This window comes from Microbacterium sp. MMO-10, assembly GCF_037148715.1.
Lineage (GTDB): Bacteria > Actinomycetota > Actinomycetes > Actinomycetales > Microbacteriaceae > Microbacterium.
Genome location: NZ_JBBCSV010000002.1, coordinates 523,014 through 537,951 on the forward strand (window position 1 = coordinate 523,014; position 14,938 = coordinate 537,951).

The window sequence follows — 14,938 nt, forward strand, 5'->3', positions numbered from 1 at the left end:
CCACCTCGACGGCGGGTTCCAGATTCCTCGCCGTCGTGTCCCATCTCGCGTCGGTGTCCCTTCGGAGCCGCTGTGCGCGTCCCCCAGGGTGCGCGGGGGTGCGGTCGGATCAGCTGCCGGCCGCACCCCTCTTCAGAGAATTCACCCACGGTCCTCGTCCACGACTGAGTCTCGGCCGGCGCGGGCCTCGTCGCCAGTGGAGAGCCGACCGATCGTGTTCCCGGTCTTGTTCGTGAACCAGACGGATGCTCCGTCAGGCCCGGGCTTGATGTCGAAGGGGCCGTCGACCTGCGGGGCCGTGCCCGCCGTCGTCCATGAGCCGTTCGCCGGATCGAATCGTACGATCGTGTTCGCGGCGGTGTCCGCGATCCACAGGGCGCCGTCGGGGCCGAGGCAGACGCCGTCGGGCTCTTGGAGCGAGGCCGTCTCGCATCGCTCCAGCGAGCCTTCGGGATCGGAGGGATCGAAGGAGAGCAATCCCGCGGGCGACCGGGCGGTGAGCCAGAGCCGCCCGTCGGCCGTCTCGGCCCAGGCTCGTGGCGCCCCGGATCCGGATCGCAGGGTGAGCTCCCGGATCTCGCCCGTCGCGGGATCCAGCACGCCGAGAGCATCGGATCCCGAGTTCACCCACCAGATCCGCCCGTCCGCGGCGGTGAACAGCGCCGCGGGGGCGTCGATCGAGGTGCTGCGGAACCACTGGAGCGTCGCCAGCGGGTCGTCGGCACGCGGATCGAGCGACACGATCGCGTCCGCCCCGCGCAGCGAACTCCAGAGCAGACCGTCCGCGGCGGACTTCAGCGCCACGGGGCGGCTGCCCTCGGGGAGGGCGTAGGTGACGATCGTGGTCGAGGGGTCGTCCGCAGCCGGATCGATCGCACCGAGCCGGTCCGAGCCGAGCGAGGTGAACCAGACCCGACCGTCGGCGCCCGGGAAGATGTTGGCGGGGAGCCGGACGAGATCGCCCGGGTCGGAGAAGACCTGCACGAACCCGCCGGCCCGGACCCGTCCGACGCGATGGTCGGCGATGCTCGTGAACCACACCTCCCCGAAGGTGCCGATGATCCCGCTCGGCCCGTGCAGAGCATCGTCGGCGGGGGAGAAGGCACGCAGTCTTTCCATGCCTCCATCCTCCGGACTGCGGACGCGGTGCGCGAGGGACCTGGGCCTACGGACGATCCGGATCCGCGCGTGAGGCGCTCAGGAAGAGATCCGGATCCACGGGACGCTGCGCGCGGGGGAGCTTCGCGACCACGAGACGGTACGCCTCGGTGACGAGCTCCTCCACGAGATCCTGCTCGAGCGTGCCGTCCGCCTGCAGCGTGATCCAGTGCCGCTTGTTCATGTGATACCCCGGGACGATGGCCTCGAACGTCTCGCGCAGCGCCTTGGCGTCCTCCGGCGCGGACTTGAGCGTCACCGAGGTGCGGCCGGTGGAGGACATCGCCATGAACATCCGCTCGCGCACCCGGTAGACGTCGACTTCGGGGCCGAACGGCTGGTCGACGGTCGTGCCGGGGAGCTCGTCGGCGCGCGCGGCCGCCCACAGCCGCAGCTCGTCGCCGCTCATGGGCGCGTGCGTGCGTCGATGAGATCCGACACGCGCTTCACCTCGGCCGGGTCGGCATCCCGTGCGAGGGCGACGCAGTGATCCATGACCGCCGGACGGTAGCGCACGGGGAAGGTCTGCCCCGGTGCGAGCCGGGCGAGCTCGGTGATCGTGAAGTCCTCGTCGGCGATGCCGCGGAAGGCGGCGCCCTCCGCGGTCCGCACATCCAGCATCAGCACGAGACGCGGATTGCTGTTCACCTCGCGCCAGCCGACGAGGACGCCGATCGCGAGCGCGCCCGTGCGCAGCTCCGCGGTGCGCCGGCGCGCGTCGCGGCTCAGCAGCGGGTTCGGCGCGACACCGGGGAAGTCCGGACCGACGCCGAGCGCTTCCCGTGTGAGATCGGGGCGCAGCCGCTCCATCATGTCGTCCATCCGCTGCTTCTTCGCGTTCTTCCGTCCGAACACCGGCCCCTCCTTCCACGCCACTGCCTCAGAGGACGGCGGTCGTCGTTGCCGTGAGTCTACGGGGCGGCTCGCCGCCGATCCGTTGCCCTCGGTCCAGAAACCGTGCCATTCTCGTTTGCACGTCAGCGCCGATGCCCGGAGTCGCGATGCGGCCCGCCCACCGGCGATCCACGGTGATGAGGGGGAACGCATGTCACGGACGGAAGCCACGAATCTCACGCACGACCAGGATCACGGGGCCGAGCACGACGCCGAGCAGGAGGGCTACAAGAAGAGCCTGAACCGGCGCCAGGTGCAGATGATCGCGATCGGAGGCGCGATCGGAACGGGCCTGTTCCTCGGATCCGCATCCCGCCTGCACAGCAACGGACCCGCGCTGGTGCTCAGCTACGCCTTCGTCGGCGTGATCGCCTACTTCTTGATGCGGGCGCTCGGCGAGCTGGTGCTGTACCGGACGACCTCCGGGGCGTTCGTGTCCTGGATGCGCGAGTTCTTCGGCGAGAAGGCCGCCTATTACACGGGCTGGATGTACTGGACGAACTGGGCGCTCACCGGCATCGCCGAACTCAGTGCAGTCGGCCTCTACATCCAGTACTGGTGGCCGCAGATGCCCACCTGGGCGACGGTGCTCATCGCCCTCGCCGTGGTGCTCGTGGTCAATCTGCTGTCGGCGAAGGCCTTCGGCGAGTTCGAGTTCTGGGCCTCGGTGCTCAAGGTCACCGCGATCATCGTCTTCCTCGTGGTGGGGCTCGTCGTGGTCGTGCTGAGCCTCGATGTCGGCGGACATCGCGCCGGCGTGCAGAACCTCTGGTCGAACCCCGGCGGCTTCTGGCCGACCGGCGACGGTTTCGCCTGGTACGGCCCGATCATCGTGATGTCGGGCGTGGTCTTCGCCTATGCCGCGATCGAGATGGTCGGCATCGCGGCCGGCGAGATGGAGGACCCGAAGCGCGAGGTGCCGAAGGCGGTCAACGCCGTGATCGTCCGCATCGCCGTGTTCTACTGCGGCGCGCTGCTGCTGCTCGTGTGCATCCTGCCGACGAGCGAGTTCACCCCCGGCATCAGCCCGTTCGTGACCGTGTTCGGACGGATGGGGATGCCGTGGATGGCGAACGTGATCCAGGCGATCCTCATCGTCGCCGCGATGTCCTCGCTGAACTCGGGGCTGTACACGACCGGCCGCGTGCTGCGCAGCCTCGGCATGGCGAAGCAGGCTCCGGGATTCACGCTGAAGATGAGCCAGTCCGGGGTGCCGTGGGCCGGCATCGTGATGACCGCGGTCGTCTACGTGTTCGGATCGATCCTCAACGCCGTCAGCCCGGACGCGTTCGAGATCGCGCTGGAAGCCGCCTCGATCGCCGTCGTGTTCACCTGGGGCACGATCTTCGTCTGCCAGCTGCGTCTGCGCAGGCTCAGCGATCGAGGGGTTCTCCCCGCCAGCACGTTCCGTGCGCCGGGCACGCCGTGGACGAGCTATCTGGGGCTGGCGTTCCTCGTGTTCGTGATCGTGGGCATGGCGATCTCGGGCTGGCAGGCCTCGCCGTACTTCTGGCACAAGACCGGGTTCGTCGTGGTGGTCGTGGGGATCCCGGTGCTCTTCGTGATCTTCGAGATCGGCTGGCTCATCGTGAAGGGCCGGGTGTCGGCGCATACCGACGGCCGGATGCTCAGCAAATGGACCGACACCGGTCTGCGCTACCCGCCCCAGCCCGCCGGGCCGCGCACGGAGTCGATCGCGGCCATCGGCACGGTCCAGTTCGACGTGCACGAGCGGGATGACGACCCCGACGACGGGGGCATCGAGATCGGGCCCGTGGAGATCGACGTGCACGAGTGGGACAACCTCGACGAGCCGGACAGGAATCCGCCTGACGGCACGGGCAAGAGCGAAGGGGGACGGTGACATGCGCCGACACGCGATCGCCGCGGCCGTCCTCGTCGCATCGGCCGTGCTCGTCTCCGGCTGCTCGTCGACGCCGCCGAAGAGCACCGGCGACAACAACGCCACCGGATCCGCCACGGTGACGATCGGCATCGCAGACGACCTCCCCGGAGTCAGCCTCAAGACCGACGCCGGCTACGCGGGGTTCGACATCGACACCGCCAACTACGTCGCGGGGAAGCTCGGGGTGCCGACGAAGAACATCACCTGGCAGCGCATCGAGCAGTCGGAGCGGGTGAGTGCGCTGACGTCGGGCAAGGTGGACCTCGTCGTCTCGACGTTCTCGATCACCGCGGAGCGGGAGAAGGAGATCGCCTTCGCAGGACCGTACTTCGTCGCGCATCAGGATCTGCTCATCCGTCGCAACGACGACACGATCTCGGGCCCGCAGACGCTGGACGGCAAGAAGGTCTGCGCGGCCGCGGGCACCACCTCGATCGACTACCTCACCGCGCACTACGAGGGCAGGATCACCGTCGTGAAGGTGCCCTCCTGGTCGGAGTGCGTGCGCGACCTCGCAGCGGGGACGGTCGATGCGGTGTCGACGGACGACCTGATCCTGGCCGGATTCGCGGCGCTTCCCGAGTACAAGGGCGTGCTGCGCGTGATCGGCAAGGGGTTCACCGACGAGAACTACGGCATCGGCATGGCGCAGGGCGACAGTCGCCTCGGTACCGTGCGGTCCGCCCTGAAGGAGTACATCTCGTCCGGAGCCTGGAAGGCGTCGCTCGATGCGAACATCGCGCCATCCGGGTACGCGATCCCCGCTCCGCCGACGGTGAAGTAGCGGACGCGACGACGCCCCTCCGAAGCGGAGGGGCGTCGCCTGCGGCTCAGAAGACCGGGACGCCGGCGCGCGTGAGCTGCCAGTTCACCACGTGGAACTCGGCCGGGTCGATGACCCCGGCGGCCGAGGCGTAGGCCACGATCGCCTCGCGGATGGCGACCTGCGCGTTGTACACGACGGGTGCGGTGGCGATGTGCGGGAAGCCGCCGCCGCCGGACTGACGGTAGTTGTTCACCGCGACGACGAACTTCTGCGCGGGATCCACCGGTGAGCCCTGCCAGGACAGGTTCGCGATCCTGGAGCCCTGCGGCTGGGCGATGTCCACGTCGTAGGTGACCCCGGAGAACTGGTCGTAGTTGTAGTCCGGGGTGCTCAGCGCGTTGGTCCAGCTCGCGGGGTCGACCGCAGCGGCAGGGGACACCTGCTGGAAGTACTTCGCCGAGTACTCGAGGTAGTCCTTGATCTGCGCACCGGTCAGCACCGACGCCATGAGCGTGTTGTCGTAGATGTACAGCCCCGCGACGTCGCGGATCGTGACCTCGCCCGCCGGGAAGGTCGCCAGGCGGTTGAACGGCGCGGCGATCGAGACGATCGGAAGGGCCGCTTCCGGAGTGCCGGCGATCGCCTTCGAGACCGTGTCGACCTGCACGGTGTTGACGTAGTCGAGGATCGCCGTGTCCTTCCAGCAGGACTCGGCGGCGGAGAGCTCCTCGGTCGAGGTCGCCACCGGCTTGTTGACGTAGGCGACGACAGCGTCGTGCTGCTTCTGGACGAGCGCGACCATCGCGGGATCGTCCTGCACGGTGTTGGTGTTGAGGTTCGTGGACTTGCGCGAGACGACCGTCCACTTGCCCTTGACCTGCTGGAGCTCGATGTCGAAGACGCTCAGGCGCTGCCCCCAGCACATCGGCTCGCTGAGCACGACCTGCTGGCCGGTCTGCGCGTTCGTCACGAAGCGCTGCGGGATGTCCTTGTGCGCGTGGCCGAACAGGATCGCGTCGATGCCCGGCACCTGCTCGGCGAGGATCCCCGCCGCATTCTCGTTCGGCAGATCGGTGCCGTACGACGACGTGCCGCTGTCGCCGGAGTGCACGCTGACGACGAGCAGATCGACGCCCTGGTCGCGGATCACCGGCACCCAGCGCTTGGCGGTCTCGACGATGTCCAGCACCTCGAGCTTGCCGCTCACGTTGGCCTTGTCCCAGATGACGATCCCGGGGTTGGTGAGTCCGAGCACGCCGACGCGGATCGGCTTGGCGCCCTTCAGGTTCAGGGTCTTGATCGTGTACGGCGTGTACGCCGGAACCGTGGTCCCCGCGCGCACGGCGTTGGCGCCGAGCACGGGCGCCTTCATCTGCGAGATCCAGGTGTCGAGGAAGTCGAGGCCGTAGTTGAACTCGTGATTGCCGAGGGCGACGGCGTCGTAGCCGAGAGCGTTCATCTGCGCGGCCATGGGATGGGTCGCACCGGTCTTCGTGATGGGCTCCACCGTTGCGTAGTAGAAGCCCAGGGGAGTGCCCTGGATGGTGTCGCCGGCATCGAAGAGCAGGGTGTGGTCGCGCCCCCGGTCGGCGCGGATCTGCTTCACCACGCTCGCCACGCGCGAGAGGCCGACGACGTTGCCGGCCTTGTCGCTGTACGCCGCGTCCGTGTAGTAGTCCCAGTTCAGGGCATGCGAATGGAGGTCGGACGTGCCCATGATGGTGATCGTGACGGACTTGCCGATGCCGCCGGCGGCGGCCGAGGCCTTCTCGGGGGTCGCGACCCACCCGGCGGCGGCGAGGGCGCTCGCCGCCGTGACACCCGTGAGGAATCCTCGTCGATTCAGTCCGGAACGGCGCTCCCGCGCGGCCTCGTCCGGAACCGCGCAGGAGCACCAGCGGGGTTCGGGGGCGGCGGCGTGACGGTGCAGATGTGTTTCATCAGTCATGAAGTCCGATGCAATCACGCCCGGAGAACCGGGACAACAGTGCGCGGGTGAACACTCGACGATCGCGCGTATGAGCGGCACCGTGCTGCGTGCGTGCGCGATCGAGCGGAGCGACTCCGGTCGATGAGTGGCGCTCGCTCGTGGGATGATCCGCATCAGCGCAGTTTTAGCTAACCTGGTTAGACACTCTGTGAAGGAGCTGATCCGCATGACGCGAGTCGTCGTCACCGGCGCAACCGGATACATCGGCGGGCGCCTGGTCCCGCAGCTGCTCGACGCCGGCTACGAGGTGACCTGTCTCGTGCGCTCGGCGTGGAAGCTCACGGACGTCCCCTGGCGGGATCGGGTGCGGATCGTGCCCGCCGACCTCTCGACCGGGGAAGGGGTGCGCGCCGCGATGGAGGGAGCGGAGATCGCGTACTACCTCGTGCACTCGATGAGCTCGGGGGGGCCACTTCGCCCAGGCCGAACGCGCGCAGGCCGAGACGTTCGCAGCGGCGGCCGCCGACGCCGGCGTCCGGCGCCTCGTCTACCTCGGCGGACTGCATCCCGCCGAGGGACGGCTCTCGACGCATCTCGCATCGCGAGCGGCCGTCGGACGCGTCTTCCTGGACTCGCCGGTCCCCGCGATCGTCTTCCAGGCCGGGATCGTGATCGGATCCGGGTCCGCCTCGTTCGAGATGATCCGTCACCTCACCGAGGTTCTGCCGTACATGCCCGCACCGCGCTGGGTGCGCAACCGGGTCCAGCCGATCGCCGTCCGCGACGTGCTGCGCTATCTCGTGCGGGCCGCGAGTCTTCCCGAGGGGCTCAACCGCACCTTCGACATCGGCGGCCCCGACGTGCTCCGCTACGGGCAGATGATGAACGGGTACGCCGTCGAGGCGGGGCTGCGGCAGCGGCCGATCGCGCCGCTGCCCGTGCTCACGCCCTGGCTCGCGTCCCAGTGGGTGAACCTGGTCACCCCCGTGCCGCGGGCGCTCGCCGTGCCGATCATCGCGTCCCTGCAGAACGACTGCGTGGCACAGGAGCACGACATCGACCGCTACGTGCCACCGCCCGAGGGCGGGCTGCTCCCGTACCGGGTGGCGGTGAGGCTGGCCCTCCGGCGCGAGCGAGCCGGGGAGGTCGAGACCAGCTGGCAGAACGCGACGGTCGCGGGTGCTCCGAGCGATCCGCTCCCGAGCGATCCGGAGTGGGCGGGACAGGTCGTGTTCACGGACGAGCGCGAGCGCCGCAGCACGGCGTCGCCCGAAGCGGTGTGGCGCGTGATCGAGTCGATCGGCGGGGTGAACGGGTGGCATTCGGCGCCGCTCGCCTGGGCCGCGCGGGGGTGGATCGATCGCCTCTCGGGGGGTGTGGGGATGACCCGCGGGCGTCGGCACCCCTCCCGCCTGAACACCGGTGACGTGGTCGACGTCTGGCGGGTCGAGTCGATCGTGCGAGGACAGGATCTGCGACTGCGGGCGGAGATGCGGATGCCCGGACGAGGGTGGCTCGAACTGAGCGTGCGCCCGGACGACGAGGGCAGTCTGTATCGTCAGCGGGCGGTGTTCTTTCCCCAGGGACTCGCCGGGCGGCTGTACTGGGCCGTGCTGCTGCCGTTCCACGGGATCATCTTCAGCGGGATGGTCGCGAGCATCCTCCGCGAGGCCGAACGCGACCCGGACCGCGAGCCCGGGGAGCGGCAGCGGACCGCCGTTTCCGGTGCGGACATCGCTCCGCGGGGAGAGAAGAGCCCGTGAGCCTCCCGGGCGCCCGCCCGCGGGCTCTTCAGGGCAGCAGGTCGATCAGCTGCTGCTCGATGCTCCGGCCGTCGGCCCGCACGGTCAGCCCCTGCTCATAGCGCTCGAAGAGCCGGGGATCGATGTAGCTTCCGCGCGCCACGGACGGCGTGTTGCCGAGGGCGACGGCCGTCTCCTCGACGGCCGTCCGCTCGGCTCGACGGCGTGCGCGCTCGGTCCGGGCGGCGCCGGTGCGCGCAAGGCTGCGCGCGGCGATGACGGTCGCGTGGATGGTGCGGAAGTCCTTGGCGGTGAAATCGCCGCCGGTGCGGGCGCGGACGTCTTCATTGATGTCGGCAGGGCGCACCCGATGCCACCGGCCGTCCTCCTGCCAGGCCAGCAGCCGGGTCCGCGGACGGGGCGCGCGGAGACGGAGCCGCTCCAGCACCGCGGCGAGGTCGGGATCCTCGAGCTCGGTCTCCCAGGCGACCCGGCTCTTGCCGCGGAAGCGCAGCCGCACGGTCTCGCCGTCGACCGTCACGTGCCGGGCGCGCAGGGTGCACAGGCCGACGCTGCCGTGTCGTTCGGCGTACTTCTCGGATCCGATCCGGAGCAGCGCGACATCGAGCATGCGGAAGCCGGCGGCGAGGACCGTCGGCCGGGCCGTCCCGCCGGACCGGAGGTCGCGCGTGACGGAACGGCGCGCGGCGGGCAGCGCCCGGGCGAGATCCAGGGCGCGGTCGAACTTCGCCTCCGCCGCCCGGCGCGCCCACTCGGGGTGGTACCGGTACTGGGTGCGGCCCGCGGCGTCGACGCCGGTGGCCTGGAGGTGGCCGTCCTGGTGCGCGCAGATCCAGACGTCCTCCCACGCCGGCGGGATCGCGAGCGCGCGGATGCGCTCGATCGTCCGGGCGTCGCCGATGTGGCGACCTCGGGCGTCGCGGTACTCGAACCCCCGTCCGCGCCGGATCCGGCGGATGCCCGGCTCCTGTCCGTCCACGATCCGCAACGCCATTCCCGGCCCCCTTCCATCGCCCGGGCGGGATCGCTCCGGCCCGCGGCCGATCCTGCCGCGCCACGGCTGGGCCGGCAACGGGCTTGCGCGGGAGGGAGCGATCTGCACCGCAGCCCCGCGAGCTCTCGAGATCTCGCCCGAGGTGCGCAATCCGAATTCTCAGGGACTCCGAAGAAGAGGTGAGCGGCACCCCGCCGCCGAATCGAGGAGGAGCAATGCGTTCGTCACCGAACCGTCTGATCGCCGTCATCTTCGGCGCCGTCTACATCGTCGTCGGAGCACTCGGCTTCGCCGTCACCGGAGGAGTCTCCTTCCTGGCAACTCAGGGAGGGATGCTGCTCGGGATCTTCATGGTCAATCCGCTGCACAACGTCGCGCATCTGCTGATCGGCGCGGCTCTGCTGGTCGCGGGCCTCGTGTCCACGCCGGCGGCGAAGGGCACCAACACCGTCGTCGGAGCCGCCTATCTGCTGCTCGGCATCGTCGGGTTCTTCCTGGTGGGCACGGCGGCGAACATCCTCGCGCTGAACACGTTCGATCACTTCCTGCACCTCGCGAGCGCCCTGCTGCTGCTCGCGGTCGGGCTGGGCGTCGAGCGCAGCGCGCCGCGCGGGGCGACGGCCTGAGGTCGTCGTGCTGCGCACCTGGCCCGCTCTGCTCGCGTGGGGAGCGGGGCTGATCCACCTCGCCATCGGCGCCTCGATCGTCGCGCCGTCGGGTGGCGCGGCGTCGGCGCTGTGCGCGCCGATGCTGGTGGTCGGCGCGGCCGAGCTCGGCTGGGGAATCGCCGTGCTGCGGGCCGGGCGGATCATCGGCGGGCGAGGGGCGGCGGCGGGCGCGATCGCGGCGGTGCTGCTCGGCGCGGCGTCGCTCGGGGGCGGCGCGCCGGTCGGCGCCGTCGCGATCTCGTCGGCGCTCGCCGTCGTGGGGGGATCCATGGCGGCACGTGCAGCGCGAAGAGGGGAGCAGCCGGCGGCCTCGGGGGAGGAACCGCCCAGGGCGCCGCGTCTGCGGGCGGCGGGGATGGCCGTGGGGGTCGTCCTCGTCGCCGCGCTGGCGACGCCCGCCCTCGCGCTGACCGACGCGGCCGGGCGCGGAGCAGGACACGACCACGGCGGGGACCTGGTCGTCGTCGATCCGCACAGCGGGCATTGACCCGGAGGAGGGACGGATACGACGAAGCCCCCGCCGTGGCGGGGGCTTCGTCGTATCCGGGGTCGGGTCAGAAGACGTTCGACTCCAGCCAGGCGAGCGGGTCGATCGCGCTGTCGTTGATGTGCACCTCGAAGTGCAGGCAGGAACCGACGGTCCAGCCGGTGTTGCCCACGCGGCCGAGGTACTGGCCGGCGGTGACGCATTCACCGGTCTGCACCGCGCGGGTGCCGTAGTCCATGTGCCCGTAGAGGGTCGAGACGGCATTGCTTCCGGAGAGCGCCGGGTGGGCGATCTCGACGGTGACGCCGTACCCCTGGTAGCTCTCCGACGACAGCGTGACACAGCCGTCGGCGGCCGCGTAGATCGGGGTGCCGATGGGGGCGGCGAAGTCCTGGCCCATGTGGCTGCGGCCGGTGCGCGGAGCGCCGAAGCCGTCGGTCAGCGTGTAGGAGCCCGCGGCAATGGGGTAGATGACCTGGCCGGGCTTGGCGATGGACGCGACCCCGGTGCGCGCGGCGGCTGCGGTGGCGGCCTGCATCGCGCTGAGCTCGGTCGGCGTCGTCGCGGTGAACGTGCCGTGCACCTGGACGTCGGGCAGTACGCCCTCCGCCGTGGTGAACGACTGCGCGCGGATGTCGGCGGAGGCGCTGCCCGCGGCCTTCGCGTCGTTCGCGCGGACCATGCCGAGCGCCGGAAGCGCGGTGCCGACGACGAGGGCGGAGATCGCCAGGGCGGCGCCGGTGCTGCGGCTGAAGTTCTTGACGCTCCGGCGCGGGCGCTTGCCGGCCGGGACGACGTGTGCGGGCAGCTGCTCGGGGGCTGCCGAGCGCGCGGGCGGCGTGGTGGCCTGCGGCGGTGCGGGGATGCGCGCCTGCGGCGCGGTGGGGTCTGCGGTGCGGCGGGCGGAGAACGCGCTTCCGTCTGCGGTGGGGGCGCTGGCGGCGACCTGGGCGGCGGCCTGCTCGCGCAGCTCACGGCGCGAGCGGGGCGCGGCGGAGCCGGCGGTCGCGGACGGGGATCCTGCGGAATGGGCAGAGGGGAGTTCGGTCTCGGGGGCTCGCGAACTGATGATGTGCTCCTCGGGCAGCGGAGGGGGGAGTGTGACGACTCCGCATTCGGGGGCACGGAGTGGTGTTACAACTCCGTAATAATACGGATGGTTCCTGAGAGTTCCATACATTGACCCCCGAACGCGCGTCTCGGCGTGGCGCGTCCGGGTGCGTTCAGTGCTCCCCGCCGCGGTTCGTGATGGTCTGCATGAGCGCCAGATACTCCTTCGGCGTCGCCTCCGGAAGGTAGGCGCTGCCGATCGCCATTCCGATCCTCGGCAGTTGCGCGGGGTCGGCGTAGGCCATGTAGATGGTCTCGTAACGCGGATTGAACTTGCTCTTGAAGCGGAACAGCGAGGTGAACCCGTAGGCGGGCTCCAGCATCTCGCCCAGCCAGCCGAGCAGACGCGACATGACCGTCGGATCCGGGGCCTCTTCGCCCGGCTTGGTCGCGAGCGGTGCTCCGGACAGGCTCATCACCTGAGCTCCCTGCTCCTTCATGTGCAGCGCGGCGGACGCGATGACGAACTCCATGATGCCCGGCATGGCTCCGTCGCTGCGGCGCATGAAGTCGATGGTCCAGCCGGTGATCCTCCCGTCGGTCCAACTCGGCAGCCAGCTCGTGGTCGCCTCGATCCCGCCGTCCTTGTTGATCGCGAGGAAGATCCCGACGTCCGAGTCCTTGAGCTCTTCCATGCCGCCGAGCGTGAAGCCCATCTCGGGGAGCTTCTTGTGCGCCACCCACTCCTCGCTGACCGCGGTGATCTCGCGCGAGTAGCGGGAGGGCAGGTCGTGCCAGGTGGACCAGAGAGTGGTCATCCCCTCGCGCTCGCCGCGGTTGAGCGGCTGGCGCACCTTCTGCCAGGCCTTGCCGGTGAGCTCGAAGCCGGGGAGGTCCAGGACCGTCTCCTCGCCGACGGACATGTACTGCCAGCCGAAGGACTGGAAGATCGGCAGATAGCGCTCGTGGAAGCTGTAGAAGCAGGCGGACCAGCCCTGCGCCTCGCAGTACCCGATGAAGCCCTCGATGGTGTCCCGCTCCGCACCCTCGGGGCACACGGGATCCGACATCGTCAGTGCGACCTTGTTGATGACCCGGTAGGCGATCGCGCCCCGTCCGTCCGGAGTGAACCAGTGGGTGTTGCCCGTCCAGGTGCCCATGAACCCGAGCGTGTCTCCGCCGCCGTCCCGCAGGAGCGCACGGAATCGGGCCTCCTCGATCGCGAGACTGGAGACGTGCGTCGCCCGGAACAGGCGGATCGCGGCGAACACGAAGACGATCCAGAACGGCACGCCGATCCACTGGTAGACGACGAGCGCCGCGCCGTCGACGGGGATCCCCGCATCGGCGATGTCGGGAAGGAGCCCGGGGGAGACGAAGGGACGCACGAGATCGGCGAGGAGCTCGCCGATCGAGGGCTGTCCATCGAGATAGTTGTCGCCGTCGATGAGGCCGATCACGACGTAGATCCCCGCGCACACGACGAAGGCTCCGACCACGGTCGCCGTGAAGCGGCGCGCGGCCGCGCGCGGAGCCGTGACCTGGAACCGGCGTCGGGTGAGCAGCAGCAGCGCGATCACCCCGATCGGCACGAGGACGGCGAGGATCATGGCGATGCCGTCCTCGATGAGCAGATTGCCGCGGGCCTTGTCGTCGAGAAGATCATTGATCCCCACGGCGGTGGCGGTCAGCACGGCGACTGCGGCGTTGACCACCAGCGCCATGATCCACGCCGCGCGGCGTCCGGTGCGCAGCCCCCACGCCGCCAGCAGCGTCAGCACCAGCGGCACCAGGCTGATCAGGAACGGGCCAGGGCCGGACTGCAGGATCGCGGCCGCCTGGCGCGTGCAGTCCGCGGTGAAGTCCTGGACGCAGGACTTGTCCATCGGCTGCGCCTCGACGGGGGAGAAGCCGGAGACGACGAGCCCGAGCGGGGCGTACCACGATCCCGAGACGAGCACGATGATGGGCCCCAGACCGGTCGCGCCGACGATGGCCGCGACGAGGGTGCGCACCTCGCGGTACGAGCTGCGATGCCAGGAGGGGCGCACGGTCCCGCGCGCGAGCACCGCGCCGAGGATGAGGCCCAGCACGCCGGAGAGGAGCCGGAACACGCTGTCGCTGTCGGCGGCGTACAGCGCGAACATGAGGAGGAGCGTGAACCCGACGACGCGGATCCGGCGCTGCCACAGCGTCGGAGCGAAGGCGGACGCCGCCATGAGCAGGCCGACGGTCCCGATCGTCGGATCGGCGACGAGATCGAAGCTGGCCAGCACGCCCCACTGCGATCCCCAGGAGACCAGGAGCGCCTGCGATCCGACGCCGATCAGGATCCCGAGCACGCCGGTGACGAAGAACACCCACACGCTCCGGACGGAGCCGAGCGTGCGCTCGGCGTATGCACCGGCCGTGAGGATCAGCGCGATCGCCAGGAGCCCGCCGACCACCGAATCGCCGAACAGCAGGGCGGTGAACGGGGTCCACCACAGTCCCTGATCGACGGTGGTGCCCTCCCCGGCGGCGAGCTCTGCGGGGAAGCGTCCGAGGAACGTGCCGGTGACGAAGCCCATCGCGATCACCAGCACGGCGAGCGCTGCGGCGAACGGGGCGCGGCGCAGGTAGGCGAGCACGGCGCCGAGCCAGGGGGGAGTCGGACGCGGGGGCGAAGTGGGCGGGACGGCGGTGCCGGCCGAGACGTCGTCGGTCATGCGGTTGCCCTCTCTGGCGTGAGCGTGCGGCCCGGGGATGCGGCCGAAGCCGGGACCACTTCTCAGAGTGCCGAACGTCCGGGGCGTTGTACAGTCGCCGGGTCCAGGGCGGGGTCGGTCCTCAGGGCATCGCGACGAGCCCGGTGCCCTCGCGACGTTCGAACACGAGCTGCGTCTCCGTGGCGCGCACGACCGCGTGCACGGTGATGCGCTCGAGCACGATGTCCCGGAGCGCGGCGGCGTCGGCCACCGCGACGTGCACGAGGAAGTCGTCGGCGCCCGCGATGTGGAAGACCTGCAGCACCCCTTCCGTCGCGGCGAGCGCGTCGAACAGGGTCTCGACGCCCGCCTTGCTGTGCGCGCCCAGCCGCACCCGGATCACGGCCTGCACGGGCCGGCCCAGGGCCGCGGGATCCAGGAGGAGGCGCAGTCCGAGGATCACGCCGCGCGCCCGCAGGGAGCGCAGCCGGAACGCGCACGTGGAGGCGGGGATGCCGAGCCTCGACGCCAGCTCCTTGATCGGCGTGTCGGGGCGTTCGGACAGATCGGCGATGATGCGCAGGTCGAGCGCATCGACGGTCTGCTGTCCAGGGGTCAAGATCCGCTCCTTCCGA

The 14,938-nt window shown here is 70.3% G+C and carries 12 protein-coding genes and 1 pseudogene; 5 read left to right on the plus strand and 8 right to left on the minus strand.

Annotated features, from left to right (window positions below):
* Positions 1-141 precede the first annotated feature (141 nt).
* The 3 genes from WFJ17_RS06875 to WFJ17_RS06885 are packed head-to-tail and all read right to left on the minus strand — an operon-like array spanning position 142 to position 2,013.
* Positions 142-1,119, minus strand: coding sequence for a Vgb family protein (locus WFJ17_RS06875; RefSeq protein ID WP_336648024.1), 978 nt, complete (start codon positions 1,117-1,119; stop codon positions 142-144).
* Positions 1,120-1,165: 46 nt separating this feature from the next.
* Positions 1,166-1,567, minus strand: coding sequence for an MmcQ/YjbR family DNA-binding protein (locus tag WFJ17_RS06880; RefSeq protein WP_336648025.1), 402 nt, complete (start codon positions 1,565-1,567; stop codon positions 1,166-1,168).
* Entirely contained in the window at positions 1,564-2,013 is a 450-nt protein-coding gene (locus WFJ17_RS06885; RefSeq protein ID WP_251448372.1) for a hypothetical protein, read from the minus strand. Before WFJ17_RS06885 ends, WFJ17_RS06880 begins: the two co-directional genes overlap by 4 nt.
* 190 nt (positions 2,014-2,203) lie before the next feature.
* Here WFJ17_RS06885 and WFJ17_RS06890 point away from each other — a divergent pair, with 190 nt between their 5' ends.
* A complete protein-coding gene (locus WFJ17_RS06890; protein ID WP_251448374.1) occupies positions 2,204-3,916 on the plus strand; it encodes an amino acid permease in 1,713 nt (570 codons plus the stop codon).
* A gap of 1 nt (position 3,917) precedes the next feature.
* Complete coding sequence (locus WFJ17_RS06895) at positions 3,918-4,742, plus strand: glutamate ABC transporter substrate-binding protein (RefSeq protein ID WP_295032711.1); 825 nt, start codon at positions 3,918-3,920, stop codon at positions 4,740-4,742.
* 46 nt (positions 4,743-4,788) lie between these two features.
* On the opposite strand, the gene WFJ17_RS06900 is transcribed toward WFJ17_RS06895, so the two are convergent.
* Positions 4,789-6,672, minus strand: a complete 1,884-nt coding sequence (locus tag WFJ17_RS06900) for a bifunctional metallophosphatase/5'-nucleotidase (RefSeq protein ID WP_336648026.1) — start codon at positions 6,670-6,672, stop codon at positions 4,789-4,791.
* A gap of 208 nt (positions 6,673-6,880) precedes the next feature.
* Here WFJ17_RS06900 and WFJ17_RS06905 point away from each other — a divergent pair.
* A pseudogene (locus WFJ17_RS06905) lies at positions 6,881-8,417 on the plus strand (SDR family oxidoreductase).
* 28 nt (positions 8,418-8,445) lie between these two features.
* Here WFJ17_RS06905 and WFJ17_RS06910 read toward each other — a convergent pair.
* Positions 8,446-9,411 (minus strand): DNA topoisomerase IB, encoded by a 966-nt coding sequence (locus WFJ17_RS06910; RefSeq protein ID WP_251448385.1) that lies wholly within the window; start codon positions 9,409-9,411, stop codon positions 8,446-8,448.
* 215 nt (positions 9,412-9,626) lie between these two features.
* Between WFJ17_RS06910 and WFJ17_RS06915 the strand changes: the two genes are divergently transcribed.
* Positions 9,627-10,037, plus strand: coding sequence for a DUF4383 domain-containing protein (locus WFJ17_RS06915; RefSeq protein WP_251448388.1), 411 nt, complete (start codon positions 9,627-9,629; stop codon positions 10,035-10,037).
* 7 nt (positions 10,038-10,044) lie between these two features.
* On the plus strand, positions 10,045-10,566 hold the full coding sequence (locus tag WFJ17_RS06920) for a hypothetical protein (protein ID WP_251448391.1): 522 nt from the start codon (positions 10,045-10,047) through the stop codon (positions 10,564-10,566).
* Positions 10,567-10,633: 67 nt separating this feature from the next.
* Here the strand turns inward: WFJ17_RS06920 and WFJ17_RS06925 are convergent, their stop codons facing one another.
* The 3 genes from WFJ17_RS06925 to WFJ17_RS06935 form a co-directional block, all read right to left on the minus strand.
* Positions 10,634-11,746: a M23 family metallopeptidase gene (locus tag WFJ17_RS06925; RefSeq protein ID WP_336648027.1), complete on the minus strand. Its 1,113-nt coding sequence runs from the start codon at positions 11,744-11,746 to the stop codon at positions 10,634-10,636.
* 43 nt (positions 11,747-11,789) lie between these two features.
* Complete coding sequence (locus WFJ17_RS06930) at positions 11,790-14,324, minus strand: bifunctional lysylphosphatidylglycerol flippase/synthetase MprF (protein ID WP_336648028.1); 2,535 nt, start codon at positions 14,322-14,324, stop codon at positions 11,790-11,792.
* Between the two features lie 121 nt (positions 14,325-14,445).
* Positions 14,446-14,922, minus strand: a complete 477-nt coding sequence (locus WFJ17_RS06935) for an Lrp/AsnC family transcriptional regulator (protein WP_292880573.1) — start codon at positions 14,920-14,922, stop codon at positions 14,446-14,448.
* Positions 14,923-14,938: the final 16 nt, after the last annotated feature.

Bases quoted from the DNA above. Each gene is read 5' to 3' on its own strand.
- WFJ17_RS06875 (WP_336648024.1), bottom strand. From the start codon at position 1,119: ATGGAAAGACTGCGTGCCTTCTCCCCCGCCGACGATGCTCTGCACGGG.
- WFJ17_RS06880 (WP_336648025.1), bottom strand. From the start codon at position 1,567: ATGAGCGGCGACGAGCTGCGGCTGTGGGCGGCCGCGCGCGCCGACGAG.
- WFJ17_RS06890 (WP_251448374.1), top strand. From the start codon at position 2,204: ATGTCACGGACGGAAGCCACGAATCTCACGCACGACCAGGATCACGGG.
- WFJ17_RS06895 (WP_295032711.1), top strand. From the start codon at position 3,918: ATGCGCCGACACGCGATCGCCGCGGCCGTCCTCGTCGCATCGGCCGTG.
- WFJ17_RS06900 (WP_336648026.1), bottom strand. From the start codon at position 6,672: ATGACTGATGAAACACATCTGCACCGTCACGCCGCCGCCCCCGAACCC.
- WFJ17_RS06910 (WP_251448385.1), bottom strand. From the start codon at position 9,411: ATGGCGTTGCGGATCGTGGACGGACAGGAGCCGGGCATCCGCCGGATC.
- WFJ17_RS06915 (WP_251448388.1), top strand. From the start codon at position 9,627: ATGCGTTCGTCACCGAACCGTCTGATCGCCGTCATCTTCGGCGCCGTC.
- WFJ17_RS06925 (WP_336648027.1), bottom strand. From the start codon at position 11,746: ATGTATGGAACTCTCAGGAACCATCCGTATTATTACGGAGTTGTAACA.
- WFJ17_RS06930 (WP_336648028.1), bottom strand. From the start codon at position 14,324: ATGACCGACGACGTCTCGGCCGGCACCGCCGTCCCGCCCACTTCGCCC.